Here is a 25,203-nt window from a genome sequence, read left to right as displayed (position 1 = left end):
GCTTGCCGAGACCCCCTCGAGCAACGCCCAATCGGAAATACCATGCAAGTCAAAAACCCCATCCTCGGACTCTGCCAGCAGGCCAAATTCGCCCTCAGTGCCGCCAAAGTCGACCAGTGCCCGGACGACGAAGGTTTCGAAGTGGCCTTTGCCGGCCGCTCCAACGCCGGCAAGTCCAGCGCCCTCAACACCCTGACCCACGCGAGCCTGGCGCGCACCTCGAAAACCCCGGGGCGTACCCAGCTGTTGAATTTCTTCAGTCTGGACGACGATCGGCGTCTGGTCGACCTGCCGGGCTACGGTTATGCAAAGGTGCCGATCCCGCTCAAGCAGCACTGGCAGCGCCACCTGGAGGCCTACCTGGGCAGCCGGGAGAGCCTCAAGGGCCTGATCCTGATGATGGACGTGCGCCATCCCATGACCGACTTCGACAAGATGATGCTCGACTGGGCCGTGGCCAGCGGCATGCCGATGCACATCCTGCTGACCAAAGCCGACAAGCTGACCTTCGGCGCGGCCAAGGGCACGCTGCTCAAGGTACAGGCCGAAATCCGCAAGGGGTGGGGCGACAGCGTGACTATCCAGCTGTTCTCGGCGCCAAAGCGCCAGGGGCTGGAAGAGGCCTACACGGTACTGGCTCGCTGGCTGCAACTGCCGGACAAGCCCACAGAATAAGGGCTGCCCGGCAAATGCCGGGCAAAAAAAACCCCGGACTTCGTATGGGGAGGGGGAAGTTCGGGGTTCAAGTTCCGGACCGCTAGGGCGGGGTCCAGATATCTGCCAACACTTAACACAACATAGGAGCATCGAAGGGCTTCACCAGCCATTCAGTTACTCTGAGTCGTGGTTCACCGGTTTAGTTCCTCGGCGCGGGAAACTATTTTCCATAGGCCGAAAAAGCAGAAATTGCCGCGACCTTATGCCGCAGCAAATTTCTGTTTCTGGTAGGCGCCAAGCACGCTTTTCAGTGCGCCTCGTCCCAGTTCGCCCCCACGCCCACATCCACCACCAGCGGTACATCCAGCTGCGCGGCACCGCTCATGTGCACGCGAATCTCCTGCGCCACCTGTTCCACCAGGTCCTCGCGCACTTCCAGCACCAGTTCGTCGTGCACCTGCAGGATCACCCGGGCATCCAGCGCAGTGCTCGCCAGCCAGTTGTCCACCGTGACCATGGCGCGCTTGATGATGTCAGCTGCGGTGCCCTGCATCGGCGCGTTGATCGCGGTACGCTCCGCGCCAGCGCGCTCCTGCGGACGGTTGGAGTGAATGGTCGGCAGGTACAGGCGCCGCCCGAACAGCGTTTCCACGTAGCCCTGGTCGGCCGCCTGCTTGCGGGTGCGCTCCATGTAGTCGCGCACGCCCGGGTAGCGGGCAAAGTACACGTCGATGTAGGCCTTGGCCGTCTTGCTGTCGACGCCGATATCCTTGCCCAGCTTCTTTGCGCCCATGCCGTAGATCAGGCCGAAGTTGATCGCCTTGGCGCTGCGCCGCTGGTCGGAGGTCACGTCGCCAAGCTCCACCTTGAACACTTCGGCCGCGGTGGCAGTGTGCACGTCCAGGCCGTTGCGGAAGGCGCTGAGCAGGCCCTCGTCCTTGGCCAGGTGGGCCATGATGCGCAGCTCGATCTGCGAGTAGTCCGCCGCCAGCAATTTGTAGCCGGGCGCCGCGATGAAGGCCTGGCGAATGCGCCGGCCCTCGGCGGTACGCACCGGGATGTTCTGCAGGTTCGGGTCGCTGGACGACAGGCGGCCGGTGGCAGCCACCGCCTGCTGGTAGGAAGTGTGGATACGCCCGGTACGCGGGTTGATCTGCTCGGGCAGGCGGTCGGTGTAGGTGCTCTTGAGCTTGCTCATGGAGCGGTACTGCATCAGCACCTTGGGCAGCGGGAAGCCTTCCTCGGCCAGCGCCTCAAGGGCTTCTTCAGCCGTCGACGGCTGGCCCTTGGGGGTCTTCTTCAGTACCGGCAGGCCGAACTTGTCATAAAGGATGGCGCCCAGCTGCCTGGGCGAACCCAGGTTGAACGGCTCGCCCGCCAGCTCGATGGCTTCGCGCTCCAGCGCGTCCATCTTGTCGCCCAGCTCGCCGCTCTGGATCCTGAGCAGGTCGGCATCCACCAGCGCGCCCTCGCGCTCGATACGCGCCAGCACCGGCACCAGCGGCATCTCGATATCGCTCAGCACACTGGCCAGGCTTGGCAGCGCCGCCAGCTCGGCGTGCAGCTTGTGGTGCAGGCGCAGAGTGATGTCGGCATCTTCGGCGGCGTAGGGGCCGGCCTTGTCCAGGTGGATCTGGTTGAAGGTCAGCTGCTTGGCACCCTTGCCGGCAATGTCGGTGAAGCCGATGGTGGTGTGGTCCAGGTACTTCTTGGCCAGGCTGTCCATGTCGTGGCGGGTGGCCGTGGAATTCAGCACATAGGATTCGAGCATGGTGTCGAAGGCCACCCCACGCACGGTGATGCCCGCGCAGTTGGCCAGGATGTTGATGTCGTACTTGGCGTGCTGCCCGACCTTGGCCTTGTTCGGGTCTTCCAGCAGCGGCTTGAGCGCGTTCAGCACCAGCTCGCGGTCCAGCTGCTGCGGGGCGCCTTCGTAGTCGTGTGCCAGCGGGATGTAGGCGGCCTCATGGGGCTTGACCGCAAACGACAGGCCGACCAGCTGGGCCTGCTGTGCATCGACCCCGGTGGTTTCGGTATCGAATGCGAACAGCTCGGCGTCCTTGAGCTTTTGCAGCCACACGTCGAAACGTGCCTTGTCCAGAATGGTTTCATAGGCGGCCTCGACAGGGGCTACCGGCTCGGCAACGGCCACCGGGGGCGCCTCGGCGTCGGGTGTGGCGGCAGGGGGCGGGGCGAGCTCCAGGCGCTTGTTCTCGCGCTGAACTTCGTCGATCCAGCCCTTGAACTCGAGTTCGGTGTACAGCTGCAGCAGCGTTTCGCGGTCAGGTTCGCCCAGGTGCAGGTCGTCCAGCCCGACCTCCAGCGGCACGTCGACCTTGATCGTGGCCAGCTGGTACGACAGGAACGCCAGCTCCTTGTGCTCCAGCAGCTTGGCCGGCAGGGTCTTGGCCCCGCGGATCGGCAGGCTCGGCACCAGGTCGAGATTCTCGTACAGCTCCTTGATACCGCCATTGACGCCCACCAGCAGGCCGACGGCGGTCTTCTCGCCCACGCCCTTGACCCCGGGGATGTTGTCGGATGAGTCGCCCATCAGCGCCAGCAGGTCGATGATCTGCTCGGGTGCGACGCCGAACTTCTCCTTCACGCCCTCGATGTCCATCGACGAGCCCGACATGGTATTGACCAGGGTAATGTGCGCATCCACCAGCTGGGCCATGTCCTTGTCACCGGTGGAGATCACCACCGGGCGGGTCGCCGCGGCGCTGCTGCGGGCCAGGGTGCCGATCACGTCGTCGGCCTCGACCCCCTCCACGCACAGCAGCGGGAAGCCCAGCGCCTTGACGCTGGCGTGCAGCGGCTCGATCTGCACACGCATGTCGTCGGGCATGCTCGGCCGGTTGGCCTTGTACTCGGCGTACATCTCGTCGCGAAAGGTGCCGCCCTTGGCGTCGAACACCACCGCGAAGGGGCTGTCCGGGTACTGCTTGCGCAGGCTCCTGAGCATGTTCAGCACACCCTTCACCGCGCCGGTGGGCATGCCCTTGGAGTTGGTCAGCGGTGGCAGCGCGTGGAACGCGCGGTACAGGTAGGACGAACCGTCCACCAGGACGAGGGGAGCTTGGCTCATGAGCAGAATCAACCTTTTCAACGGGCCCGGCGCTAGAATGTCCGGAACATTGACGACAAAGGGACAAGGTTATCATGCGTAGACTAAATCGCCTGTTGCTGCTCGGTGTGTTGGCTGCCGCTCCACTGGTAGCCAATGCGGCGGATGAAGCGCCTTCGGCCGATCCGGATGTAACCATTCGCACGGAAGGCGACAAGACCATCCAGGAATACCGCCAGAACGGTTTCCTGTATGCCATCAAGGTCACCCCCAAAGGGGGCAAGCCTTACTTTCTGGTGCGCGCAGACGGCTCGGAAGGCAACTTCATCCGTTCCGACCAACCCGACATGCTGATTCCTTCCTGGAAAATCTTCGAGTGGTAATGCGGGCCCCTACCATCCACCTGGCACTTCCTGCGGGAAGTGCCCGAATGAGCAGTTTTTGACCATGTCTGTCTTCACCCCACTGACCCGGCCCGAGCTGGAAACCTTTCTGGCGCCCTATGGACTGGGTCGCCTGCGGGACTTCCAGGGAATTGCCGCCGGCACCGAGAACAGCAACTTCTTCGTCAGCCTCGAACAGGGTGAGTTCGTGCTGACACTGGTCGAACGCGGGCCGATCCAGGACCTGCCGTTCTTCATCGAACTGCTCGACGTGCTGCACGAGGCCGACCTGCCGGTGCCCTATGCGCTGCGCACCCGCGACGGCGTGGCCCTGCGCGAGCTGGCCGGCAAGCCGGCGCTGCTGCAGCCGCGCCTGCCGGGCAAGCACATCAAGGTGGCGAACAACCAGCATTGCGTACAGGTGGGCGAACTGCTCGGCCACCTGCACACCGCGACCCAGCACAAGGTGCTGGAGCGCAAGACCGACCGTGGCCTGGACTGGATGCTGGCGACCGGCGCCGAACTGATGCCGCGCCTGAACCCGACGCAACAGGCGCTGCTGCAGGGCTGCCTGGACGAGATCGTCGCGCACCAGGGCCAGATCATGGCGCTGCCGCGGGCCAACCTGCACGCCGACCTGTTCCGCGACAACGCCTTGTTCGAAGGCACCCACCTGACCGGGCTGATCGATTTCTACAATGCGTGCTCCGGGCCGATGCTATATGACCTGGCGATCACCCTGAACGACTGGTGCTGCGACGATGCCGGGCAGATCGACCCGCCGCGGGCGCGGGCGTTGCTGGGTGCGTATGCGGCGCTGCGCCCGTTCACCGCAGCCGAGGCACACCTGTGGCCGGTGATGTTGCGGGTGGCCTGCGTGCGGTTCTGGCTGTCGCGGCTGATTGCGGCCGAGTCGTTTGCCGGGATGGACGTGCTGATTCACGACCCGGCGGATTTCGAGGTGCGCCTGGCGGCGCGTCAGCAGGTGGACATCGCCCTGCCGTTCGCGTTGTAACTGAGCCACTCGAGGTTGGAGCCGGCCTTGCCGGCGGAGCCGTTGGGCTGCAGCGCAGCCCTTCGCCGGCAAGGCCGGCTCCTACAGATCGGTGGGTCAGAGCTTTTCCAGGCACCCCGCCAACCCATTGCCCAGGTTCTCCAGCAACCGCTCATAGCCATTGGCATCCGCTGGCATCGTGCCGCCTAGCGCATCCAGCTCGGCCAGCGTCACCGGCAACCCCGCTGTCAGCGTCTCGGCCAGCCGCGGGCGCAGCGGCGGCTCGCTGAATACACAGGTCTTGCCCACTTCCTGCAGGCGCTTGCGCATCGCGGCCACGTGCTGCGCGCCCGGCTGCACCTCCGCCGCCACACTGAACACGCCGGTGTGCTTGAGCCCGTAGGCCGCCTCGAAGTAATCGAAGGCTTCATGGAAGACAAAGTACGGCTTGCCCGCAACAGCGCTCACCCGCGCCTTGAGTCGCGCATCCAAGGCATCCAGGCGCTCGCCGAATGCCTTGGCGTTGGCGGTGTAGCGCGCCTGGTTCTGCGGATCGGCCGCGCCCAGGTCAGCCGCCATCTTCGCCGCAATCACCCGCGCGTTCACCGACGATAACCACAGATGCGCATCCAGGCTGCCTGGGCGGTGGTCATGGTCGTGCTCGTCGGCGTCTTGCGCGTGGGAATGGCTGTCCTCGCCAAAATGGCGCAAGGTCAGGCCCGGCAGGCTCTGCACCGCCACCGTCGGCTTGCTGCGGCTACCCAGCACACGGGGCAGAAAACCCTCCATGTCCGGGCCGATCCAGTACAGCAAGTCCACCTGGCCCACCTTGCGCACATCGGAAGGGCGCAAGGCGTAATGGTGCGGCGAAGCGCCCGGTGGCAGCAGCACATCCGGCGTACCGACACCGTCCTGCACCGCTGCGGCGATCAGCTGCAGCGGCTTGATGCTGGTCAGCACCTGAACCTCGGCCTGCGCCGGGGTCATCAACAGGCTGCTTGTGACAAAAGCGACAAAAAGGGCAAAAAATCGGGACACGATAGGCACTCATCGGGGCAGGAACGGGTAACATAATAACGTCTCTCAACAGAACCGTCGCTGCCCATGCCCAATACCCCGCTGGCCAACCGTCCCCACGACCACTCCCACTGCGTGCACAGCGCGCTGGCCGAGGCCGATGCGCTGTGCGCGCGTCAGGGCCTGCGCCTGACCGCCCTGCGCCGCCGCGTGCTGGAGCTGGTATGGCAAAGCCACAAGCCGCTGGGCGCCTACGACATCCTTGCCGTGCTCAGCGAGCAGGACGGCCGCCGCGCCGCACCGCCCACCGTGTACCGCGCACTGGATTTCCTGCTGGAAAACAGCCTGGTGCACCGCATTGCGTCGCTCAATGCCTTCATGGGCTGCAGCCACCCCGAGCATGCCCACCAGGGCCAGTTCCTGATCTGCCGCCAATGCCACGTGGCAATCGAACTGGAGCAAGCCTCCATCAGCGACGCCATCGTGGCCAGCGCCAATGATGTGGGTTTCAGTGTCGAGACCCAGACCGTCGAAGTGGTCGGTCTGTGCGGCACCTGCCGGAGCGCCTGATGAGCAACGCGTTGATCCGCCTCGAGCAGGTGGGCGTCACCTTCGGCGGCCAGGCCGTGCTCGACAGCATCGACCTGTGCGTGGAGCCCGGGCAGATCGTGACCCTGATCGGCCCCAACGGCGCCGGCAAGACCACCCTGGTGCGCGCCGTACTCGGCCTGCTGGCGCCGCATACCGGCAGCGTATGGCGCAAGCCGCGACTGCGCATCGGCTACATGCCGCAGAAGATCCAGGTGGACGCCACCTTGCCGCTGTCGGTACTGCGCTTTCTGCGCCTGGTGCCGGGCGTGGACCGCAAGACAGCACTGGCGGCCCTCAACGAAGTGGGCGCCGAACACGTCATCGACAGCCCCATCCAGACCGTGTCCGGCGGCGAGATGCAGCGGGTGCTGCTGGCCCGCGCGCTGCTGCGCAAGCCAGAACTGCTGGTGCTCGACGAGCCGGTACAGGGCGTCGACGTGGCCGGTCAGGCCGAGCTCTACAGCCTGATCACGCGCCTGCGCGACCGCTACGGCTGCGGCGTGCTGATGGTCTCCCACGACCTGCACCTGGTGATGAGCACCACCGATCAGGTGGTGTGCCTCAACCGCCACGTGTGCTGCTCGGGCCACCCGGAGCAGGTCAGCGGCGACCCGGCCTTCGTCGAGCTGTTCGGCAACAACGCGCCAAGCCTGGCGATCTACCACCATCATCACGACCACGCCCACGACCTGCACGGGTCGGTGGTCACCCCGGCCCCTGGCGGGCATGTGCACGGAGACCACTGCAAGCATGGCTGATTTTCTGTTGTATGCCCTGCTTGCAGGCCTGGCCCTGGCGCTGGTGGCGGGCCCGCTGGGCTCGTTCGTGGTGTGGCGGCGCATGGCGTATTTCGGCGACACGCTGTCCCACGCGGCGCTGCTGGGCGTGGCCCTGGGCTTCGTGCTGGACGTCAGCCCGACGCTGGCGGTGACCGTCGGTTGCCTGTTGCTGGCGCTGTTGCTGGTGACCCTGCAGCAGCGCCAGCCGCTGGCCTCCGACACCCTGCTGGGGATTCTCGCGCCGAGCACGCTGTCGCTGGGCCTGGTGGTGCTGAGCTTCATGCACGATGTGCGCATCGACCTGATGGCCTACCTGTTCGGCGACCTGCTGGCGATCAGCCCGGGCGACCTGGCGTGGATCCTGGGCGGCAGTGCGCTGGTCCTGTTGCTGATCGTGGCGCTGTGGCGCCCGCTGCTGGCGGTGACCGTGCACGAGGAACTGGCCCGGGTCGAAGGCCTGCCGGTGGCTGCGCTGCGCCTGGCGTTGATGCTGCTGATCGCGGTGGTGATCGCGGTGGCGATGAAGATCGTCGGCGTGCTGCTGATCACCTCGCTGCTGATCATCCCCGCCGCAGCCGCACAGCGGCATGCGCGCTCGCCGGAACAGATGGCCCTGGGCGCCAGCCTGATCGGCGTAGTGGCGGTGTGTGGCGGGCTGGCCCTGTCGTGGTTCAAGGACACCCCGGCCGGCCCATCCATCGTGGTGTGTGCGGCAGTGCTATTCTTGGTGAGCCTGGCGCTGCCCCGGCGCTGAGCGCGCAGCCCCATGGGCAGGGTGCGGCCGACAGGGTCGCGCCCTGCGACATTTTAATCGCCGCTACATCCTGAAGAGTTATTTTCGCGCCAGCGCGCTGGGTGTAGACTTGCTCGCTTTTTGCGCAAATAGAGAGTCGCAGGAATGAAGCCGTTCGCCTCCCGTTATCTGCTCCTTGCCGCGTTTTCCGTGTTGCTGGCCGCCTGTTCCAGCGCGCCGGTCGACCCGCCGCCGCCCGCGCAGCCCGATGCCTGGCAGCTGCTGGAGCAGAACATCGCCAGCAGCGAGCTGGCCACCGCCGAAGACCAGCTGGCCACCTTGCAGGCCCAGTCGCCGGACGATGCACGCCTCGAACCCATGCAGCGCCAGCTGGCCGAAGCCTACCTGCAGCGCAGCCAGATCGTGCTGCAGAAGGGCGATGTGAATGCCGCAGCCACCGCGCTGGCACGTGCCCGTGCGCTGATGCCCAAGGCCCCGGCGCTGACCGGCGGCGTGAATGGTGCCATCACCCAGGCGCGCAAGGCCGAGCTGGACAAGGCCGAGGCCGCGCTCAAGGCGGCGGAAGCCAAGCCGCCGGCAAAAGTCATCGACCCCACGGCGCCGAGCACCGTAGTGGCGTTGAAAATCACGAAAATAGAAGAACTTCGCCGACAACTGGATGACATCGCCACCGATGTAGTGAATTACCAGTGTGACGTGGTGTTCCAGGTGCCGCGCCGTGATGACGCGCCGTGGCTACAGACCTTGCTGGCCAAGCGGGTAAGCAAGCGCGATGCGAGCTTCGCCTTGCAGCAGGCCCACGAGATTCATCGCAACCAGCCGGCGCAGGTGGTGCTTACGCCGCGGCGCGCCGAGTGATGTCGGCGTTGCCTTCTTTGCCGGCAAGGCCGGCTCCTGCAGGAGCCGGCCTTTTTGACTACGCCGGAATGGCCTTGGCGGCCGCTTCCCGCGACCACACCCGGTGCTTGGCAATCGCCGCGATCAACGCCTTGTAGGCCTTCTGATCGCTGCCCACCACCATGCCTTCATCCGCCTTGAGGCCCAGCTTGTCGAGCACGGCCTTGGCATCGCTGTCGGTGCCCAGCGGCTTGAGGTGCTTGTAGGCCTCCAGCACGAAGTGCAGCGCCACGCCATCGCCGCTCAGGGCCTGCAGGCTGGCCTTGCCACCGGCGATCCATACCGCATCGAACACCACCGACGGCATGCCTTCCATCGAGGCATCCACCGCCAGGGTCTTGCCGGCAGCGGTCTTCACCGGTGCCGAGGTCGGCCCCAGCAGCACGCCCTGGGCGCTCTCGGCCTGCAACGCCTTCACCAGCGGGTCCACCAGCGTGGCATCCACGCCATCGGCCACCAGAATCGCCACCTTGCGCCCCTTGATGCCTTCGCCCAGCAGGTTCATCTGGCTCAGCGCCGGCGAAGCCTTGAGCGACTGTGGCTTGACGTCCACGGTGCCGGTCTTGGGCGCCGGCAGGCCAAGGTTCTGCGCTACCCGCGCCGCCAGCTTGAGGTCGATGTTGGCGAGAATCTCGTTCACCTCGCGGGCACGGATATGCTCGCGCTCCACCTTGCCCAGCTCGAAGCTGTAGGCACTGATGATGTGCTCCTGCTCGGTCGGGCTCATGCTCTGGAAGAACAGCCGCGCCTGGGAGAAGTGATCGCCGAACGAGGGGCTGCGCTGGCGCACCTTGTGCGCCTCGATGCGCTCGGGGTAGGTCTCGAAGCCGCCATCCTGCGCCGCCGGCGGGGTTTCCTTCGGCCAGCCACCATCGATGGAGTTGGGCTCGTAGGACGCCCGGCCCTTGTGCACGGTGGTACGGTGCTGGGCATCGCGCTGGCCGTTGTGGTTGGGTGCCACGGGCCGGTTGATCGGGATCTCGTGGAAGTTCGGGCCACCCAGGCGGCTGATCTGCGTGTCGGTGTAGGAGAACAGCCGGCCCTGCAGCAGCGGGTCGTTGGAAAAGTCGATGCCCGGCACGATATGACCGGGGCAGAACGCCACCTGCTCGATTTCGGCAAAGAAGTTGTCCGGGTTGCGGTTGAGCACCATCTTGCCAAGCGGCGTCACCGGTACCAGCTCTTCGGGGATGATCTTGGTCGGGTCGAGCAGGTCGAACTCGAACTTATGCTCGTCGGCCTCGGGCACGATCTGCACGCCCAGTTCCCATTCCGGGTAGTTGCCGGTCTCGATCGCTTCCCACAGGTCGCGGCGGTGATAGTCAGTGTCCTTGCCCGCCAGCTTCTGCGCCTCGTCCCACAGCAGCGAATGCACACCTTGCTTGGGCTTCCAGTGGAACTTGACGAAACTGGCCACGCCTTCGGCGTTGATCAGGCGGAAGGTGTGCACGCCAAAGCCCTGCATGGTGCGCAGGCTTTTCGGTATCGCGCGGTCGGACATCGCCCATATCACCATGTGCGCCGACTCGGGCACCAGCGAGACGAAGTCCCAGAAGGTGTCGTGGGCCGAACCGCCGGTGGGGATCTCGTTGTGCGGTTCGGGTTTGACCGCATGCACGAAGTCGGGAAACTTGATCGCGTCCTGAATGAAGAACACCGGCATGTTGTTGCCAACCAGGTCGAAGTTGCCCTCATCGGTAAAGAACTTGACAGCAAAGCCGCGCACGTCGCGCACCGTGTCACCCGAGCCACGCGGCCCCTGCACGGTGGAGAAGCGCACGAACACCGGGGTGATCTTGTCCGGGTCCTGCAAGAAGCCGGCCTTGGTCAGTGCGGCATGCGACTCGTAAGCCTGGAAGTAGCCATGCGCGCCGGTGCCGCGGGCATGCACGATGCGCTCGGGAATGCGCTCATGGTCGAAATGCGTGATCTTCTCGCGCATGATGAAGTCTTCAAGCAGCGAGGGGCCGCGGTCACCGGCCTTGAGGGTGTTCTGGTTGTCGGCAACCTTGACCCCCTGGTTGGTGCGCAGCGCCTGGCCGGTGGCATCGCTGCGAAACGGCTCCAGGCTCTGCAGCTTGGCGTTGGTGTTGGCCTTGTCGGGCGTCTGGGCGCCGGCGAGTTGACTTTCCTGGGGCGCATTCTTCTTGCTGGGCATGGGTCTGCAACTCCTCATCATCGTACGCGGGGCCCCTGGATGGGGCTCTTCAGGTAGTGACTGACAGGAGTGCCGGGCGTTCCTTTCGAATGACCAGCGAGCAACCACTGATCGCGTTATTCCTCAAGCGTTGGTCAAACACGAAATAAATGCTAAGAACCTATATACGAACAGGCTAAAATGCGCCCCCGGCTAACAGCTGACCCTATTTCATGCGCCCCACAAGGTTCGCTACGTGATCGAGTTTCAACAAGTCCATAAAACCTACCGCGTCGCCGGTAGGGACATCCCCGCACTGCACCCGACCAGCCTGCGCGTCGAAGACGGCCAGGTGTTCGGTCTGATCGGCCATTCCGGTGCCGGCAAAAGTACCCTTCTGCGCCTGATCAACCGCCTCGAGGCCCCCAGCGGCGGCAAGATCATCGTCGACGGCGAAGACGTCACGGCGTTCAACGCCAACGACCTGCGCCGCTTCCGCCAGCAGGTCGGGATGATCTTCCAGCACTTCAACCTGCTGGCCTCCAAGACCGTGGCCGACAACGTGGCGCTGCCGCTGACCCTGGCCGGGCGCATGTCGCGCGCCGAGATCGACCAGCGCGTCGGCGAGCTGCTGGCCCGGGTAGGGCTGAGCGAGCATGCCAGGAAATACCCGGCACAGCTGTCCGGCGGCCAGAAGCAGCGCGTCGGCATCGCCCGCGCCCTGGCCACCAAGCCCAAGATCCTGCTGTGCGACGAAGCCACCAGCGCCCTGGACCCGCAAACCACCGCCTCGGTGCTGCAATTGCTGGCCGAGATCAACCGCGAGCTGAAGCTGACCATCGTGCTCATCACCCACGAGATGGACGTGATCCGCCGCGTGTGCGACCAGGTGGCAGTGATGGACGCCGGGCAGATCGTCGAACAGGGCCCGGTGGCGCAGGTGTTCCTGCACCCCAAGCACCCGACCACCAAGCGTTTCGTGCAGGAAGACGAGCAGGTCGACGAAAGCGAACAGCGCGACGATTTTGCCCATGTACCGGGGCGCATCGTGCGCCTGACCTTCCAGGGCGACGCCACCTATGCGCCGCTGCTGGGCACCGTGGCCCGTGAAACCGGGGTGGACTACAGCATCCTCGCCGGGCGTATCGACCGCATCAAGGACACCCCCTACGGTCAACTGACCCTGGCCATCACCGGTGGCGACATCGAGGCGGCATTTGCCCGCTTCATTGCGGCAGATGTTCATATGGAGGTACTGCGCTGATGGACGCCCTGAGTTTCTTTGCCAACATCGACTGGGCCGAAATCTGGCTGGCCACGATCGATACCATGATCATGCTGTTCGGCTCGCTGCTGTTCACCGTACTGCTGGGCCTGCCACTGGGCGTGCTGCTGTTTCTGTGCGGCCCGCGCCAGCTGTTCGAAGAAAAGCGCGTGTATGCGCTGCTGTCGCTGGTGGTCAACGTGCTGCGTTCGCTGCCGTTCATCATCCTGCTGATCGTGATGATCCCGTTCACCGTGCTCATCACCGGCACCTCGCTGGGCGTGGCCGGGGCCATCCCGCCACTGGTGGTCGGTGCCACGCCGTTCTTCGCGCGACTGGTGGAAACCGCCCTGCGCGAGGTCGACCGCGGCATCATCGAGGCCACCCAGTCGATGGGGGCCACCACGCGCCAGATCATCATGAACGCCCTGCTGCCCGAAGCGCGGCCGGGCATCTTCGCAGCCATCACCGTGACGGCCATCACCCTGGTGTCGTACACCGCGATGGCGGGTGTGGTGGGTGCCGGCGGGCTGGGTGACCTGGCCATCCGCTTCGGCTACCAACGCTTTCAGACCGACGTGATGGTAGTCACCGTGGTACTGCTGCTGGTGCTGGTTCAAGTTCTGCAGAGTGTCGGCGACAAACTGGTTGTGCATTTTTCCCGTAAGTAACCAAGGGTCGGCCACGCCGACGCGCCGGGGGCCGGAACGGCCCTCACAAGGAGCGATTAGATGAAAAGACTGCTTGCTGCTGTTGCCGCCGTCGCGGCCTTCTCTGCCCACGCGGCCGAGACCCTGACCGTTGCCGCCACCCCGGTACCGCACGCCGAGATCCTCGAGTTCGTCAAACCGGCGCTGGCCAAGGAAGGCGTGGACCTGAAGGTGAAGGTGTTCACCGACTACGTCCAGCCCAACGTGCAGGTGGCCGAGAAGCGCCTGGATGCCAACTTCTTCCAGCACCAGCCGTACCTGGACGAGTTCAACAAGGCCAAGGGCACTCACCTGGTCAGCGTTGCCGGCGTGCACCTGGAGCCGCTGGGCGCCTATTCGAACAAGCTCAAGAAGCTCGACGAACTGCCATCGGGCGCCACCGTGGTCATCCCCAACGACGCCACCAACGGCGGCCGTGCCTTGCTGCTGCTGGACAAGGCTGGCGTGATCAAGCTCAAGGACAACACCAACATCCTGTCGACCGTGAAGGACATCACCGGTAACGACAAGGGCCTGAAATTCCGTGAGCTGGAAGCTGCCACCATTCCGCGCGTGCTGACCCAGGTCGACCTGGCGCTGATCAACACCAACTATGCGCTGGAAGCCAAGCTCAACCCTGAAAAGGACGCCCTGGTCATCGAAGGCAGCGATTCGCCTTATGTGAACATCCTGGTGACCCGCGAGGACAACAAGGATTCGGACGCGGTGAAGAAGCTGGTAGCAGCCCTGCACACGCCTGAAGTGAAGAAGTTCATCGAAGAGAAGTACAAGGGCGCGGTCAAGCCAGCGTTCTGATTCAGAAATGCCAAGGGCTGCTACGCAGCCCATCGCGGGTCAAGCCCGCTCCCACAAGTTCTCCACCGCCCTTGAAACCAGGGTTGTACCTGTGGGAGCGGGCTTGACCCGCGAAGCTTTCAGTCGCGCTTGACCAGCCCCGGCAACTGCGCCACCAGCTTCTGGTTGTTGAACGGCGCCCGAATGAACCCGCGCTGGGTACCATCCGGCCCGAGCAGCGCCAGGTTGCCACTGTGATCGACCGTGTAGTTCGGCTTGCTGGTATCGGCCGGAATGAACGGGATGCTCACCGCATTGGCCAGCTTCTGCGTATCCTCCAGCGACCCCGTCACCCCGCGAAAATCCTTGTCGAAGTAGCCCAGGTACGTCTTCAACTGCGCCGGTGTATCCCGGTTCGGGTCGACGCTCACCAGCACCACCTGCAAACGGTCCACCGCCTCCTTGGGCAGCTCGCTCTTGACCTGCCGCAGTTGCGCCAGCGTGGTCGGGCAGATGTCCGGGCAGAAAGTGTAGCCGAAGAACAGCAGCGACCACTTGCCCTTGAGCTGGTCCAGCACCACCGGCTGGCCGTTCTCGTCGGTCATCTGCAGCGCCGGCACCTGGCGGCTCTGCGGCAGCAGGATGATCCCGGCATCGATCAGCGCCGTGGGGTCGCCCTGGCTGCGATTGCTCAGCACCTTGTTGATGGTAAGCCCGAGAATCAGTGCGACCAGGGCAACGAGGATGAAAACGGTTTTCTGGGTTCGAGTCATAGGTTCAACAGTAGGTAATGGTCAACAAGCAGCGCGATGAACAGCAGGAACAGGTACGCGATAGAGTACTTGAAGGTCCTGATCGCCGCGTGCGGCCGACTGCCACGGTACAACACCCAGGCCCAGTGCAGGAAGCGCCCGCCCAGCACCACGGCGCAGGCCAGGTACAGCGGCCCGCTCATGTGGATCACGTAAGGCAACAGGCTCACCGCCAGCAGGGCGGCGGTGTACAGCAGAATGTGCAGCTTGGTGTAGTGCTCGCCGTGGGTCACCGGCAGCATCGGGATATCGGCCTTGGCGTACTCCTCCTTGCGATGGATGGCCAGGGCCCAGAAGTGCGGCGGGGTCCAGGCGAAGATGATCAGCACCAGCAACAGGGGCTCGGCTCCCACATGCCCGGTCACCGCCACCCAGCCCAGCAGCGGCGGCGCCGCCCCGGCCAGCCCGCCGATCACGATGTTCTGCGGCGTGGCCCGCTTGAGAAAGCCGGTGTAGAGCACCGCATAGCCCAGCAGCGAGGCCAGGGTCAGCCAGGCGGTCAGTGCGTTGGTGAAGCTCATCAGCAGCACCATGCCCAGCACCGCCAGCAGCAAGGCGAACGCCAGCGCCGCCAGCGGTGCGACGCGCCCCTCGGCCAGCGGCCGCTTGTGGGTGCGCGCCATCAGTGCGTCGATGCGCCGGTCCACCACATGGTTGACCGCCGCCGCTGCGCCCGCACACAGGCCGATGCCCAGGTTGCCGAACACCAGCACCGTCCATGGCACGCCCGCGCGGGTGGCCAGGAACATCCCCACCAGCGAGGTGATGAGCATCAGCACCACCACCTTGGGCTTGGTCAGCTCCAGGTAGTCGCGCCACAGCGCCTGCTGGCGAGCGGGGTTCAGAAGCGTTGCCATGGGTTCTCTCCCAGATAATGCACCACGCCCACCGGGCGCAGCGGCGTCAGGCGCCAGCCCTGGCTGACCCTGCGCGCCTTGGGCTGCGTGGCCAGGCGCGTGCGGTAGTTGACCAGCACCAGCGTCAGCAGCAGCGCCGCGCCACCGGCGTTGTGCGCCACCGCCACCGCCAGCGGCAGCCCGAACGCCACATTGCTGATGCCCAGCCCCACCTGCACCGCCAGCGCCAGCAGCACCAGCCTGGCCAGGCGCCGCAGACCGATAGCGTGCAGCTGCCAGGCCAGGGTCAGCAACACCAGCGTGACCAGCAGCGCCCCCAGGCGGTGGGTGATATGGATGGCGGTGCGCGCCTCGCTGTCGAGCTGTCCGCCCAGGTAGTTGGGGCCGATGTGCTGGGTGAGGTGAAAGCCGTTGGCAAAATCCGCCTCGGGCCACCACTGGCCGTGACAGGTCGGCAGGTCGACGCAGGCCACCGCGGCATAGTTGGCGCTCACCCAGCCGCCCAGGGCGACTTGCCCGATCACCAGCAGCAACGCCAGTGCCGCCAGGCGCCTTAGCCGCAGCGGCAGGCCGGGCAGGGGCATGAACGCGCGCGACAGGCGCAGGCTCAGCAGAAACAGCAGGCTCAGGGTGGCAAAGCCGCCCAGCAGGTGCGCAGTGACCACCTGCGGCCACAGCTTGAGGGTGACCGTCCACATGCCGAACGCGGCCTGGAAGAACACCACCGCCAACAGCAGCAGCGGCAGGCGGTACGGCTGGCCGTTGTGCCCATGCCGACGCAGCGCCTGCACCGCCAGCATGGCGATCACCAGCGCCAGGGTGCCGGCAAAATAACGGTGCACCATCTCGTTGCGGCCCTTGTGGGCCTCGACCGGCGTGTCCGGGTAGTGGCGTTCGGCATGTGCCAGTTGCGCCTCGGTCTTGGGCACGCTGATGAAGCCGTAGCAGCCCGGCCAGTCGGGGCAGCCCAGGCCGGCGTGGGTCAGACGGGTATAGGCCCCCAGCAGCACCACCACCAGCGCGAGGAAGGTGGCGAACACGGCGAGGCGGTATCCAGGTCTGGCCATGGTGCGTGCCTCCTAGCCGATGTTGGACAGCTTGAGCAGATGGCGCAGGTCGTTGAGCAGGTCCTTGCCCTTGACCCGTGCGTCGTAGCGCAACACCAGGTTGCCGTGGGGGTCGACGATCCACAGCTGCGCGCCCTTCAGGCCCCCGGCGGCCCTGCTGTACTGCGCCAGCTCCAGCGCATAGCGCTGCAGTTGCGGGTACTCGCGCGCAAGCCTGGCCTGATACGCCTCGCTCAACGGTTGCCCGGCGGCCAGCGCGTGGCTGGCACGGGCGGCGTCGCGGCCAAGGCCGATCTGTACCTGGCGCGCCAGGTACACCAGTTGCTGGCAGTCTGCGTCACAGTCACCAGGGGTGCTGACCAGCAGCTGCCAGCGCGCCTCGTCGGTCGCGACCCCCAGCTCGGCGCGGCCCTGGCCGTTGCCGATCAGTTCGCCGTGGTAGCTGCGGCTTTCCGGCACCCAGAACTGCAGCTTGTACATGCCGGTGGCGAGCATCATCGGCCCCACCACCACCAGCAGGATCAGAATCAGCTGCAACCGCCCGCGCCAACGACGGCGCGGCACTTCAGACGTGCCGGATGGATGCATGACGGCGCCCATGGTGGTTCTCCTTGTCGTTGTGCCAGCCGAAATAGAGGTACAGCGCAACCAGCGCCGCAGCCAGGGCAAACCATTGCACGGCGTAGCCCAGGTGTTTCTCCGGGCCCATCGCTACCACTGGCCAGTCCAGCCGGTAGCTGGCCGGGCCCGGTTCCAGGCGCAGTTCATGGGCAAAGCCCTCGCGGCCCAGCTGCGGCCACAGCTGCGCGGCATCCACCGCCGTGAGCAGGTGCGGCCAGCGGCCCCCTTGCGGGTCGGCGTGCAACTGGAAGGTGCTGCCCGGCGCCACATAGACCCAGGCCTGCAGGGCAAGCGGTGTCTCGGGGGTGCTGAACTGCACCGCCACACGCCGGTCGGGCCAGGGCAGCCAGCCGCGATTGACCAGCAGCCACAGGCCGCTGGCCTGGTCGTGAAAGGGTTGCAGCAGCTCGACCCCGGCCTGGCCGTCGCGCAGGCGGTTGTCGAGCAGCACACTGTGGGTGCGGTCGAAACGGCCATACAGGTGCACCCGGCGATAGGCCGGGTCGCTCGCCTGCGCCAGCTGCTCGCTGGCCAGGGGCGCTGCCACCCGGCGCTCTGCATAGGTGGCCAGCAACTCGCGCTTTTCGGCGGCGCGCCCCAACTGCCAGCAGCCCAGCGCAATCAGCCCCGGCAGCAGCAACATCACCACCAGGGTCGGCACCCGGCCGGGGCGGAACGGCCTCATCGGGGCCCCGCAACGGCTGTCGCTATACTTGTTGTAGTCATCGCATCCCCCGGAGTACCGCCATGCTCAAAGCCGCGATTGTCCTGATGCTGCTGGCGACCGTGATCAGCCTGTTCAGCGGCCTGTTCTTTCTGGTCAAGGACGATGACAACTCGACCCGCCTGCTCACCGCCCTGAAAATCCGTGTCAGCCTGGCCGCCATCACCCTGGCGCTGGTCGCCTGGGGTTTCTACAGCGGCCAACTGGTGTCCCACGCGCCGTTCTAGGCGCGGCTACAGCACATACACGAAGATGAACAACCCCACCCACACCACATCCACGAAGTGCCAGTACCAGCTGGCCGCCTCGAAGCCGAAGTGCTTGTCGGCGCTGAAATGCCCGCGCAGGATGCGCATCAGCATCACGAACAGGATGATCGTGCCCATGGTCACGTGGGCCCCGTGGAACCCGGTGAGCATGAAGAAGGTGGCACCGTAGATCCCCGAATGCAGGGTCAGGCCCAGTTCGGTGTAGGCCTCGTGGTACTCGTAGGCCTGCAGGATGAGAAACGCCACGCCCAGCACGATGGTCAGCGCCAGCCAGAATTTCAGCGCGCCGCGGTGATCCTTGCGCAGGGCATGGTGGGCGATGGTGATGGTCACGCTGGAGCTGACCAGCAGAATGGTGTTGATCAGCGGCAGGTGCCACGGGTCGATCACATCGCTGGGCGGCGGGAACAGCTTGGGGTCGGGGGTATGCAGCAGCGGCCAGGCGAACTGGAAGTTCGGCCATAGCATGTGCGCCACGCCCTTGGCACCTTCCCCACCCAGCGCCGGGCCTGCCAGGTGGCGCACGTAGAACAGCGCACCGAAGAAGGCCACGAAGAACATCACCTCCGAAAAGATGAACCACGACATGCCCCAGCGGAACGAGCGGTCCAGCTGCGGGCTGTAGAGCCCGGCGCGGCTTTCCTTGATCACCGCGCCGAACCAGCCGAACAGCATGTAGGCCAGGCACAGTGCGCCGACGAAGAAGATCAGCGGGCCATGGGAGTCCTCGTGGCCGGCCTTCATGTCGTTGAACCAGGTGCCCAGGCCGAACACCGTGATCAGCATGCCGAGGGTGGCGATGATCGGCCACTTGCTCTGCGCCGGTACGTAGTAGTGCTGATGAGCAGCCATGGATCGTTCTCCTTATCGGGCGCTCTGTACGGTCTGGGTGGCCACGTGGGCCACCGGCGGCTGGCGAGCGGTGATATCGAACAGCGTGTAGGCAAGCGTCAGGTGTTTCACATCCTTGGGCAGGTCGCGATCGACGATGAAGCGCACCGGCATCTCGATGCGCTCACCCGGCTGCAGCACCTGCTGGCTGAAGCAGAAGCATTCGGTCTTGTGAAAGTATGCGGCTGCCTCCGCCGGGCTGATGCTGGGGATGGCCTGGGCGGTCATCGGCTTGTCGGTGGGGTTGCGCGCCACGAAGATCATCTGGTTCACCGCGCCCGGGTTGACGTCGATCTGGTCGGCGGTGGAGTAGAAGTCCCAGACCATGTCGCTGGCATTGGTCGACAGGAACTGCACCTTCACCGAGCGCGTCGGGTCGCTGACCTGGCTGCCTGCGTACTGCCCGCCGGTCTTGCCGTTGATGCCGAAGGCCTTGCACATCACGTCGTAGATCGGCACCAGGGCAAAGCCGAAGGCGAACATCACCACGGTCAGCAGCATCAGCCGCGTCACCAGTCGCCGCAGCGACGTGCGCTCGTTCATGGCAGCACCCTCATTTCACTTCCGGCGGGGTCTGGAAGGTGTGGTAGGGCGCGGGCGAGGGCACCGACCATTCCAGCCCTTCGGCGCCATCCCATGGCTTGGCCGGGGCCGGCTTGCCGCCACGGATGCACTTGATCACGATGAACAGGAAGAAGATCTGCGTGACGCCGAAGGTGAACGCGCCGATCGACGACACCATGTTGAAGTCGGCGAACTGCAGGTTGTAGTCCGGCACCCGGCGCGGCATGCCCGCCAGGCCGACGAAGTGCATCGGGAAGAACGCCATGTTCATGCCGATGAACGACAGCCAGAAGTGCAGCTTGCCGAGGGTTTCGTCGTACATGTGCCCGGTCCACTTGGGCAGCCAGTAGTAGGCGGAGGCGAAGATGCCGAAGATCGCCCCCGGCACCAGCACGTAGTGGAAGTGCGCCACCACGAAGTAGGTGTCGTGGTACTGGAAGTCGGCCGGGGCGATGGCCAGCATCAACCCCGAGAAGCCACCGATGGTGAACAGGATGACGAAGGCGATGGCGAACAGCATCGGCGTCTCGAAGGTCAGCGAACCTTCCCACATGGTGCTCACCCAGTTGAACACCTTCACCCCGGTGGGCACCGCGATGAGCATGGTGGCGTACATGAAGAACAGCTCGCCCACCACCGGGATGCCGACCACGAACATGTGGTGCGCCCACACGATGAACGACAGGAAGGCGATGGCCCCGGTGGCGTAGACCATCGAGGTGTAGCCGAACAGCGGCTTGCGCGAGAACGCCGGGATGATCGAGCTGACCGCGCCGAACGCCGGCAGGATCATGATGTACACCTCGGGGTGACCGAAGAACCAGAACACGTGCTGGAACAGTACCGGGTCGCCACCACCGGCGGCGCTGAAGAAGCTGGTGCCGAAATGGATGTCCATCAGCATCATGGTCACCACCCCGGCCAGCACCGGCATCACCGCGATCAGCAGGAACGCGGTGATCAGCCAGGTCCAGACGAACAGCGGCATCTTCATCAGGGTCATGCCGGGGGCGCGCAGGTTGAGGATGGTGGCGATCACGTTGATCGCGCCCATGATCGAGCTGATGCCCATCAGGTGGATGGCGAAGATGAAGAAGGTCACGCTGGCCGGTGCGTAGGTGGTCGACAGCGGGGCATAGAAGGTCCAGCCGAAATTCGGCCCGCCGCCGGGGCTGAACAGGGTCGATACCAGCAGCAGGAACGCTGCCGGCAGCAGCCAGAAGCTGAAGTTGTTCATGCGCGGCAGGGCCATGTCCGGCGCGCCGATCATTAGCGGGATCATCCAGTTGGCCAGGCCGACGAAGGCCGGCATCACCGCACCGAACACCATGATCAGGCCATGCATGGTGGTCATCTGGTTGAAGAATGCCGGCTCCACGATCTGCAGGCCGGGCTGGAACAGCTCGGCGCGGATCACCATGGCGAACGAGCCGCCGAGCAGGAACATGGCGAAGGCGAACCACAGGTACATCGTGCCGATGTCCTTGTGGTTGGTGGTCAGCACCCAGCGCATCAGGCCCTTGGCCGGGCCGTGGGCGTGGTCATGGGCGGCATGACCGTGGTCGTCGATGACTGTACTCATGTCCTGTCTCCCCGGTTCATTGGCTGTCGGCCTGCTTGAGCGCCAGCACATCCTTCGGCGTGACCATGTCGCCCTTGTTGTTGCCCCAGGCGTTGCGCTCGTAGGTGATCACGGCGGCGATATCCACTTCCGAGAGCTGCTTGCCGAACGCCGCCATGGCCGTGCCGGCCTTGCCGTGGAAGACGATGTTCAGGTGATCCTTGATCGGGCCGGTGGCGATCTTCGAACCCTTGAGCGCCGGGAACATCGGCGGCAGGCCCTGGCCTTCGGCCTGGTGACAGGCCACGCAGGTGGTGTGGTAGACCTTGTCGCCGCGCTCGCTGAGCTCCTGCAGGGTCCACTCCTTGCTGGTCAGCTCCTTGAGCTTGGCCGACTCGGCCTTGCGTTCGGCCAGCCAGGTGTCGTAGTCGGCCCTGGACTTGACCTCCACCACCACCGGCATGAAGCCGTGGTCCTTGCCGCACAGTTCGGTGCACTGGCCGCGGTAGATGCCCGGCTTCTCGACACGGGTCCAGGCCTCGTTGACGAAACCGGGGATGGCATCGCGCTTGACCGCGAACGCCGGCACCCACCAGGAATGGATGACGTCGGCGGCAGTCACCAGAAAGCGCACCTTGGCACCCACCGGGATCACCAGCGGCTGATCGACCTCCAGCAGGTAGTGCTCGTCCTTGGGTGCCTTGTTGTGGATCTGATCGGCGGGGGTGGCCAGGTTGCTGAAGAACTCCACGTCCTGGCCCAGGTACTTGTAGTGCCACTTCCACTGGTAGCCGGTGACCTGGATATCCACGTCCGACTCGCTGGCATCGTAGATGTCCACCAGGGTCTTGGTGGCGGGGATGGCCATGGCCACCAGGATCAGGAACGGCACCACCGTCCACATGATCTCGACCCAGGTGTGCTCATGAAAATGCGCCGGCTGCTGGCCGGTGGAGCGACGGTGCACCATCATCGACCAGAACATCGCGCCGAACACCACGATGCCGATCACCACGCAGATCCAGAAGATGGTCATGTGCAGGTCGAACACGGCGTTGCTGACTTCAGTCGCCCCCGGCGCCATATTCACGGTCCAGGCGGCGTGTGCCGGCGTGAACAGTGACCACAACAGCAGGCCCATCCAGGCATGTGGATGTCGCATCATTGCGGGTTCCCCTTATGATTCTTGTTATCCCGGAGGCAGGGCCTACGGCTAAGGGTACGGCGTCAAGACGGCGAACTTCGACGGCGAGCCCCTGCTGGACAGCAGGCGGGCCTCATCAACCAATCACTTTCAAAGCGGAGTATAGACAGCCGCCCGGACCGCGCAAAAAATCGCCGAGAGGGGGTTGATGGCCATTTGATATGCCTTACAGCGACATAAACGCACATCGTTTATGACAAATCCGTCTTAACTCTTTTTCGAACCGAGCTACCTTATGTCATCCGTGTGTTTCCCTTGTCCCTGGAGTTGTCATGAACATCGCCGCTTTGCGCGAGCAGATCACCCGTGCCCGTCAACATGAGGTCCAAACCGGCCAGTTGAAAAAGCAACTTGAAGTGCAACTGCCCCACCTGCATCCCTCGATCAACCTGCCTGAGCAAGACCCGCATGCGGCGCTTGTGGGGTTTGTCGATGCGTACATCGATCAGGTACCCGAATTGCTGGAGGCCGCCAATGCGGTGGCGCGCGAGGCGGGCATCGAGTCGCAGATCAAACCGGTACTGAAAATTGCCGAAGCCTATTTCCTGCAGCCGCCGGCGATCATGCAAGGCCAGGTCGGCCTGGGCTGCCTGCTGGATGAGGCCTACCTGGCGCACCGCCTGGTGGAGGAAGTGAACGACCTGTACATCAAGCATTTCAAGCAGCCACTGATCCCACTGGATACCACCGTGGCCAACCTGATCGCGCACCAGCTGATCGGCGAGGCATTCGCCAACCAGCTGGATGAGGTGGTGCACCACTCGGTGGACGAAATGCTCAACGACGAAAGCTTCGCGCTTGAATCGGTAGAGGCCTACCGCGACAAGCTGAGCAGCCCGGACACCGGCGCGGCGTGGAAGCGCTGGCCGTGCCTGTCGCGCCAGCTGGGCGTGGGGCTGGAGCTGGATCAGTCGGCCTGATCGGCTCGGCGGCGCAGCCTTCGCCAGCAATGCTGGCTCCTACAGGATTACACCCCGTGTAGGAGCCAGCCTTGCTGGCGAATCGTTCACGCGCCAAGCCCTGCCGCCATGCGCGCCCGCCCCTCGGTGCGCCGCTTCAACCCGCGCGGCTCGATCACCAGCACCGATCCATTGCCCGCATTCGCCCGGCCCCAGTCCTCCAGCAGCTCGAGACACGCGTGGTCGATGTAGCTGAGCTGGGCCAGCGGTACATGCAACGTGGTACATACCGGTACGTTATCCAGCGCCCGGGCGAGTGCCGGGACCTTGAGAAACGTCGCCGCACCGCTCAAGCGAAGCTCCAGGTGCCCCGGCGTATCCAGGTGGCTGACGCTGATCTTCAACCGCGCCGCCTTCAGCGCAAGCTTGAGCAAAGTCAGGGCGAAACCCAGCAGTACGCCGGTCAACAGGTCGGTGAAGATGATCGCCAGTGCGGTCGCCGCGTAGGTGAACATCGGCATGCGCCCATAGCGCCCCAACCCGCGGAACGCCTTGAAGTCCACCAGCTTGAAGCCGGTGTACACCAGTACACCTGCCAGGCTCGCCACCGGGATCTGCTGCAGCACACTGCTCAGCACCACCACGAACGCCAGCAGCCATGCCCCATGCAGAATAGCCGACAGCCGCGTCTGCGCACCGGCCTGCACGTTGGCCGAACTGCGTACGATCACCCCCGTCATCGGCAACGCCCCCAGCACGCCGCAGAGCATGTTGCCCACCCCCTGGGCCGACAGTTCACGGTCGAAATCCGAACGCTGGCCACTGTGCATGCGGTCCACCGCCGCCGCCGACAGCAGCGTCTCGGCACTGGCGATGAATGCCAGGGCGAGCGCCGCCACCAGCAGGTGCGGGTTGGCCAGTTGCAGCAGGTCGGCGGGGCGCAGCCAGTCGATGGCCTCGGCCAGGTTGGCGGGCACCACCACGCGGTTCACCGGCAACGCCAGCCACAGGCTCAGCAGGGTCATCAGCGCCACCCCGAGCAAGGCCCCCGGAACGAAGCGCAGACGCTGCGGGCGCAGGCGCTCCCAGCCCCACATGATCGCGATGGTGCCCAGGCCCAACGCACCCGCCTGCCAGGCATTGCCGGGGCCTTCCGGGGTCAGCGCCTGCAGTACGGTCTGTGGGAACGCCGTCAGGTTGGCCAGCCCGGAAGGCTGCGGGCTGGCGTCGAACATCACATGCGCCTGCGACAGTACGATCAGCACGCCGATACCGGCGAGCATGCCGTACACCACCGCCGGCGCCGTGACCCGGAACCAGCAGCCCAGGCGCAGGCGCCCTGCCAGCAGTTGCAGCAGGCCCGCCAGCAGCAGGATCGGCCCGAGCATGGCCATGCCATGCTGGCGTACCAGCTCGAACACCAGCACCGCCAGGCCCGCCGCCGGGCCGCTGACCTGCAATGGCGAGCCGGCGATGAACCCCACCACCAGGCCACCGACGATGCCGGTGATCAGACCCTTGGCCGGGGGCATGCCGGAAGCGATGGCAATGCCCATGCACAGCGGCAGCGCCACCAGAAACACCACCACCGAAGCCAGCAGTTCACGCGGCAGGGCCGCTTTCAATTGCGTCATGTTCACCTTGATTCTCCCTCTATCGATCACGCCGGGCCATTCCGCTGGCCCGCACGCCGCAGTAACGCCGCCACGC

At 65.1% G+C, this 25,203-nt stretch carries 25 protein-coding genes; 12 read left to right on the top strand and 13 right to left on the bottom strand.

Annotation, left to right across the window (positions count from 1 at the left end; genetic code table 11):
* Nucleotides 1–42: 42 nt before the first annotated feature.
* A complete protein-coding gene (yihA, locus tag QMX96_RS11035) occupies nt 43–675 on the top strand; it encodes a ribosome biogenesis GTP-binding protein YihA/YsxC (protein WP_282361785.1) in 633 nt (210 codons plus the stop codon).
* A gap of 289 nt (nt 676–964) precedes the next feature.
* On the opposite strand, the gene polA is transcribed toward yihA, so the two are convergent.
* Complete coding sequence (polA, locus tag QMX96_RS11030; protein WP_100634941.1) at nt 965–3,745, bottom strand: DNA polymerase I; 2,781 nt, start codon at nt 3,743–3,745, stop codon at nt 965–967.
* A 74-nt stretch (nt 3,746–3,819) separates the two neighbouring features.
* Here polA and QMX96_RS11025 point away from each other — a divergent pair, with 74 nt between their 5' ends.
* Together QMX96_RS11025 and QMX96_RS11020 are read left to right on the top strand one after the other, a co-directional pair.
* Nucleotides 3,820–4,107 (top strand): DUF2782 domain-containing protein, encoded by a 288-nt coding sequence (locus tag QMX96_RS11025; RefSeq protein WP_043862296.1) that lies wholly within the window; start codon nt 3,820–3,822, stop codon nt 4,105–4,107.
* Between the two features lie 64 nt (nt 4,108–4,171).
* Complete coding sequence (locus tag QMX96_RS11020) at nt 4,172–5,122, top strand: homoserine kinase (protein ID WP_043862339.1); 951 nt, start codon at nt 4,172–4,174, stop codon at nt 5,120–5,122.
* Between the two features lie 96 nt (nt 5,123–5,218).
* Here the strand turns inward: QMX96_RS11020 and QMX96_RS11015 are convergent, their stop codons facing one another.
* On the bottom strand, nt 5,219–6,139 hold the full coding sequence (locus QMX96_RS11015; RefSeq protein ID WP_088514213.1) for a zinc ABC transporter substrate-binding protein: 921 nt from the start codon (nt 6,137–6,139) through the stop codon (nt 5,219–5,221).
* Nucleotides 6,140–6,205: 66 nt separating this feature from the next.
* Here QMX96_RS11015 and zur point away from each other — a divergent pair, with 66 nt between their 5' ends.
* The 4 genes from zur (at nt 6,206) to QMX96_RS10995 (ending at nt 9,100) form a co-directional block, all read left to right on the top strand.
* On the top strand, nt 6,206–6,688 hold the full coding sequence (gene zur / locus QMX96_RS11010; protein ID WP_043862294.1) for a zinc uptake transcriptional repressor Zur: 483 nt from the start codon (nt 6,206–6,208) through the stop codon (nt 6,686–6,688).
* Nucleotides 6,688–7,467, top strand: a complete 780-nt coding sequence (gene znuC, locus QMX96_RS11005; protein WP_043862293.1) for a zinc ABC transporter ATP-binding protein ZnuC — start codon at nt 6,688–6,690, stop codon at nt 7,465–7,467. The genes zur and znuC overlap by 1 nt, the downstream gene beginning before the upstream one ends.
* Nucleotides 7,460–8,242 carry a zinc ABC transporter permease subunit ZnuB gene (gene znuB / locus QMX96_RS11000; RefSeq protein WP_043862292.1) on the top strand — a complete coding sequence of 261 codons (783 nt, stop codon included), beginning with the start codon at nt 7,460–7,462 and terminating at the stop codon, nt 8,240–8,242. The genes znuC and znuB overlap by 8 nt, the downstream gene beginning before the upstream one ends.
* A gap of 144 nt (nt 8,243–8,386) precedes the next feature.
* Entirely contained in the window at nt 8,387–9,100 is a 714-nt protein-coding gene (locus QMX96_RS10995) for a PA5502 family lipoprotein (protein WP_043862291.1), read from the top strand.
* 58 nt (nt 9,101–9,158) lie between these two features.
* On the opposite strand, the gene katE is transcribed toward QMX96_RS10995, so the two are convergent.
* The gene (gene katE, locus QMX96_RS10990; RefSeq protein ID WP_116055263.1) at nt 9,159–11,315 is read right to left on the bottom strand and encodes a catalase HPII; all 2,157 of its coding nucleotides are present in this window, start codon (nt 11,313–11,315) and stop codon (nt 9,159–9,161) included.
* A 217-nt stretch (nt 11,316–11,532) separates the two neighbouring features.
* Between katE and QMX96_RS10985 the strand changes: the two genes are divergently transcribed.
* From QMX96_RS10985 to QMX96_RS10975, 3 genes are read left to right on the top strand one after another with little or no spacing between them, the layout of a single operon-like run.
* Nucleotides 11,533–12,540 carry a methionine ABC transporter ATP-binding protein gene (locus QMX96_RS10985; protein WP_054916029.1) on the top strand — a complete coding sequence of 336 codons (1,008 nt, stop codon included), beginning with the start codon at nt 11,533–11,535 and terminating at the stop codon, nt 12,538–12,540.
* Complete coding sequence (locus tag QMX96_RS10980; RefSeq protein ID WP_043862288.1) at nt 12,540–13,211, top strand: methionine ABC transporter permease; 672 nt, start codon at nt 12,540–12,542, stop codon at nt 13,209–13,211. Before QMX96_RS10985 ends, QMX96_RS10980 begins: the two co-directional genes overlap by 1 nt.
* Before the next feature lie 60 nt (nt 13,212–13,271).
* Nucleotides 13,272–14,045 carry a MetQ/NlpA family ABC transporter substrate-binding protein gene (locus tag QMX96_RS10975; protein WP_043862287.1) on the top strand — a complete coding sequence of 258 codons (774 nt, stop codon included), beginning with the start codon at nt 13,272–13,274 and terminating at the stop codon, nt 14,043–14,045.
* Nucleotides 14,046–14,164: 119 nt separating this feature from the next.
* Here QMX96_RS10975 and QMX96_RS10970 read toward each other — a convergent pair whose 3' ends face one another.
* The 5 genes from QMX96_RS10970 to QMX96_RS10950 are packed head-to-tail and all read right to left on the bottom strand — an operon-like array spanning nt 14,165 to nt 18,066.
* A complete protein-coding gene (locus QMX96_RS10970) occupies nt 14,165–14,797 on the bottom strand; it encodes an SCO family protein (RefSeq protein ID WP_043862286.1) in 633 nt (210 codons plus the stop codon).
* Entirely contained in the window at nt 14,794–15,693 is a 900-nt protein-coding gene (cyoE, locus tag QMX96_RS10965) for a heme o synthase (RefSeq protein WP_282361784.1), read from the bottom strand. The genes QMX96_RS10970 and cyoE overlap by 4 nt, the downstream gene beginning before the upstream one ends.
* The gene (locus QMX96_RS10960; RefSeq protein ID WP_054916030.1) at nt 15,678–16,760 is read right to left on the bottom strand and encodes a COX15/CtaA family protein; all 1,083 of its coding nucleotides are present in this window, start codon (nt 16,758–16,760) and stop codon (nt 15,678–15,680) included. The genes cyoE and QMX96_RS10960 overlap by 16 nt, the downstream gene beginning before the upstream one ends.
* A 12-nt stretch (nt 16,761–16,772) precedes the next feature.
* Nucleotides 16,773–17,360 carry a hypothetical protein gene (locus tag QMX96_RS10955; protein WP_058541993.1) on the bottom strand — a complete coding sequence of 196 codons (588 nt, stop codon included), beginning with the start codon at nt 17,358–17,360 and terminating at the stop codon, nt 16,773–16,775.
* Complete coding sequence (locus QMX96_RS10950) at nt 17,326–18,066, bottom strand: SURF1 family protein (protein WP_054916032.1); 741 nt, start codon at nt 18,064–18,066, stop codon at nt 17,326–17,328. Before QMX96_RS10950 ends, QMX96_RS10955 begins: the two co-directional genes overlap by 35 nt.
* A 62-nt stretch (nt 18,067–18,128) precedes the next feature.
* On the opposite strand from QMX96_RS10950, the gene QMX96_RS10945 reads away from it, so the two are divergent.
* The gene (locus QMX96_RS10945) at nt 18,129–18,332 is read left to right on the top strand and encodes a twin transmembrane helix small protein (RefSeq protein WP_043862281.1); all 204 of its coding nucleotides are present in this window, start codon (nt 18,129–18,131) and stop codon (nt 18,330–18,332) included.
* A 6-nt stretch (nt 18,333–18,338) separates the two neighbouring features.
* Here the strand turns inward: QMX96_RS10945 and QMX96_RS10940 are convergent, their stop codons facing one another.
* From QMX96_RS10940 to coxB, 4 genes are read right to left on the bottom strand one after another with little or no spacing between them, the layout of a single operon-like run.
* Entirely contained in the window at nt 18,339–19,226 is an 888-nt protein-coding gene (locus QMX96_RS10940) for a cytochrome c oxidase subunit 3 (RefSeq protein WP_043862280.1), read from the bottom strand.
* A gap of 12 nt (nt 19,227–19,238) precedes the next feature.
* Complete coding sequence (locus QMX96_RS10935; RefSeq protein WP_043862279.1) at nt 19,239–19,808, bottom strand: cytochrome c oxidase assembly protein; 570 nt, start codon at nt 19,806–19,808, stop codon at nt 19,239–19,241.
* 10 nt (nt 19,809–19,818) lie between these two features.
* Nucleotides 19,819–21,411, bottom strand: a complete 1,593-nt coding sequence (ctaD, locus tag QMX96_RS10930; RefSeq protein ID WP_054916033.1) for a cytochrome c oxidase subunit I — start codon at nt 21,409–21,411, stop codon at nt 19,819–19,821.
* A gap of 16 nt (nt 21,412–21,427) precedes the next feature.
* Nucleotides 21,428–22,555, bottom strand: coding sequence for a cytochrome c oxidase subunit II (coxB, locus tag QMX96_RS10925; protein WP_043862277.1), 1,128 nt, complete (start codon nt 22,553–22,555; stop codon nt 21,428–21,430).
* Nucleotides 22,556–22,866: 311 nt separating this feature from the next.
* On the opposite strand from coxB, the gene QMX96_RS10920 reads away from it, so the two are divergent.
* The gene (locus QMX96_RS10920) at nt 22,867–23,514 is read left to right on the top strand and encodes a hypothetical protein (RefSeq protein WP_054916034.1); all 648 of its coding nucleotides are present in this window, start codon (nt 22,867–22,869) and stop codon (nt 23,512–23,514) included.
* An 86-nt stretch (nt 23,515–23,600) separates the two neighbouring features.
* Here the strand turns inward: QMX96_RS10920 and QMX96_RS10915 are convergent, their stop codons facing one another.
* On the bottom strand, nt 23,601–25,127 hold the full coding sequence (locus tag QMX96_RS10915) for a SulP family inorganic anion transporter (protein WP_162484874.1): 1,527 nt from the start codon (nt 25,125–25,127) through the stop codon (nt 23,601–23,603).
* Nucleotides 25,128–25,203: the final 76 nt, after the last annotated feature.

It is taken from the genome of Pseudomonas sp. PS01300 (assembly GCF_029960155.1).
GTDB lineage: Bacteria > Pseudomonadota > Gammaproteobacteria > Pseudomonadales > Pseudomonadaceae > Aquipseudomonas > Aquipseudomonas palmensis.
Note: the sequence above shows the minus strand (reverse complement) of the source record. Positions and strands in the feature narration are given on the sequence as shown.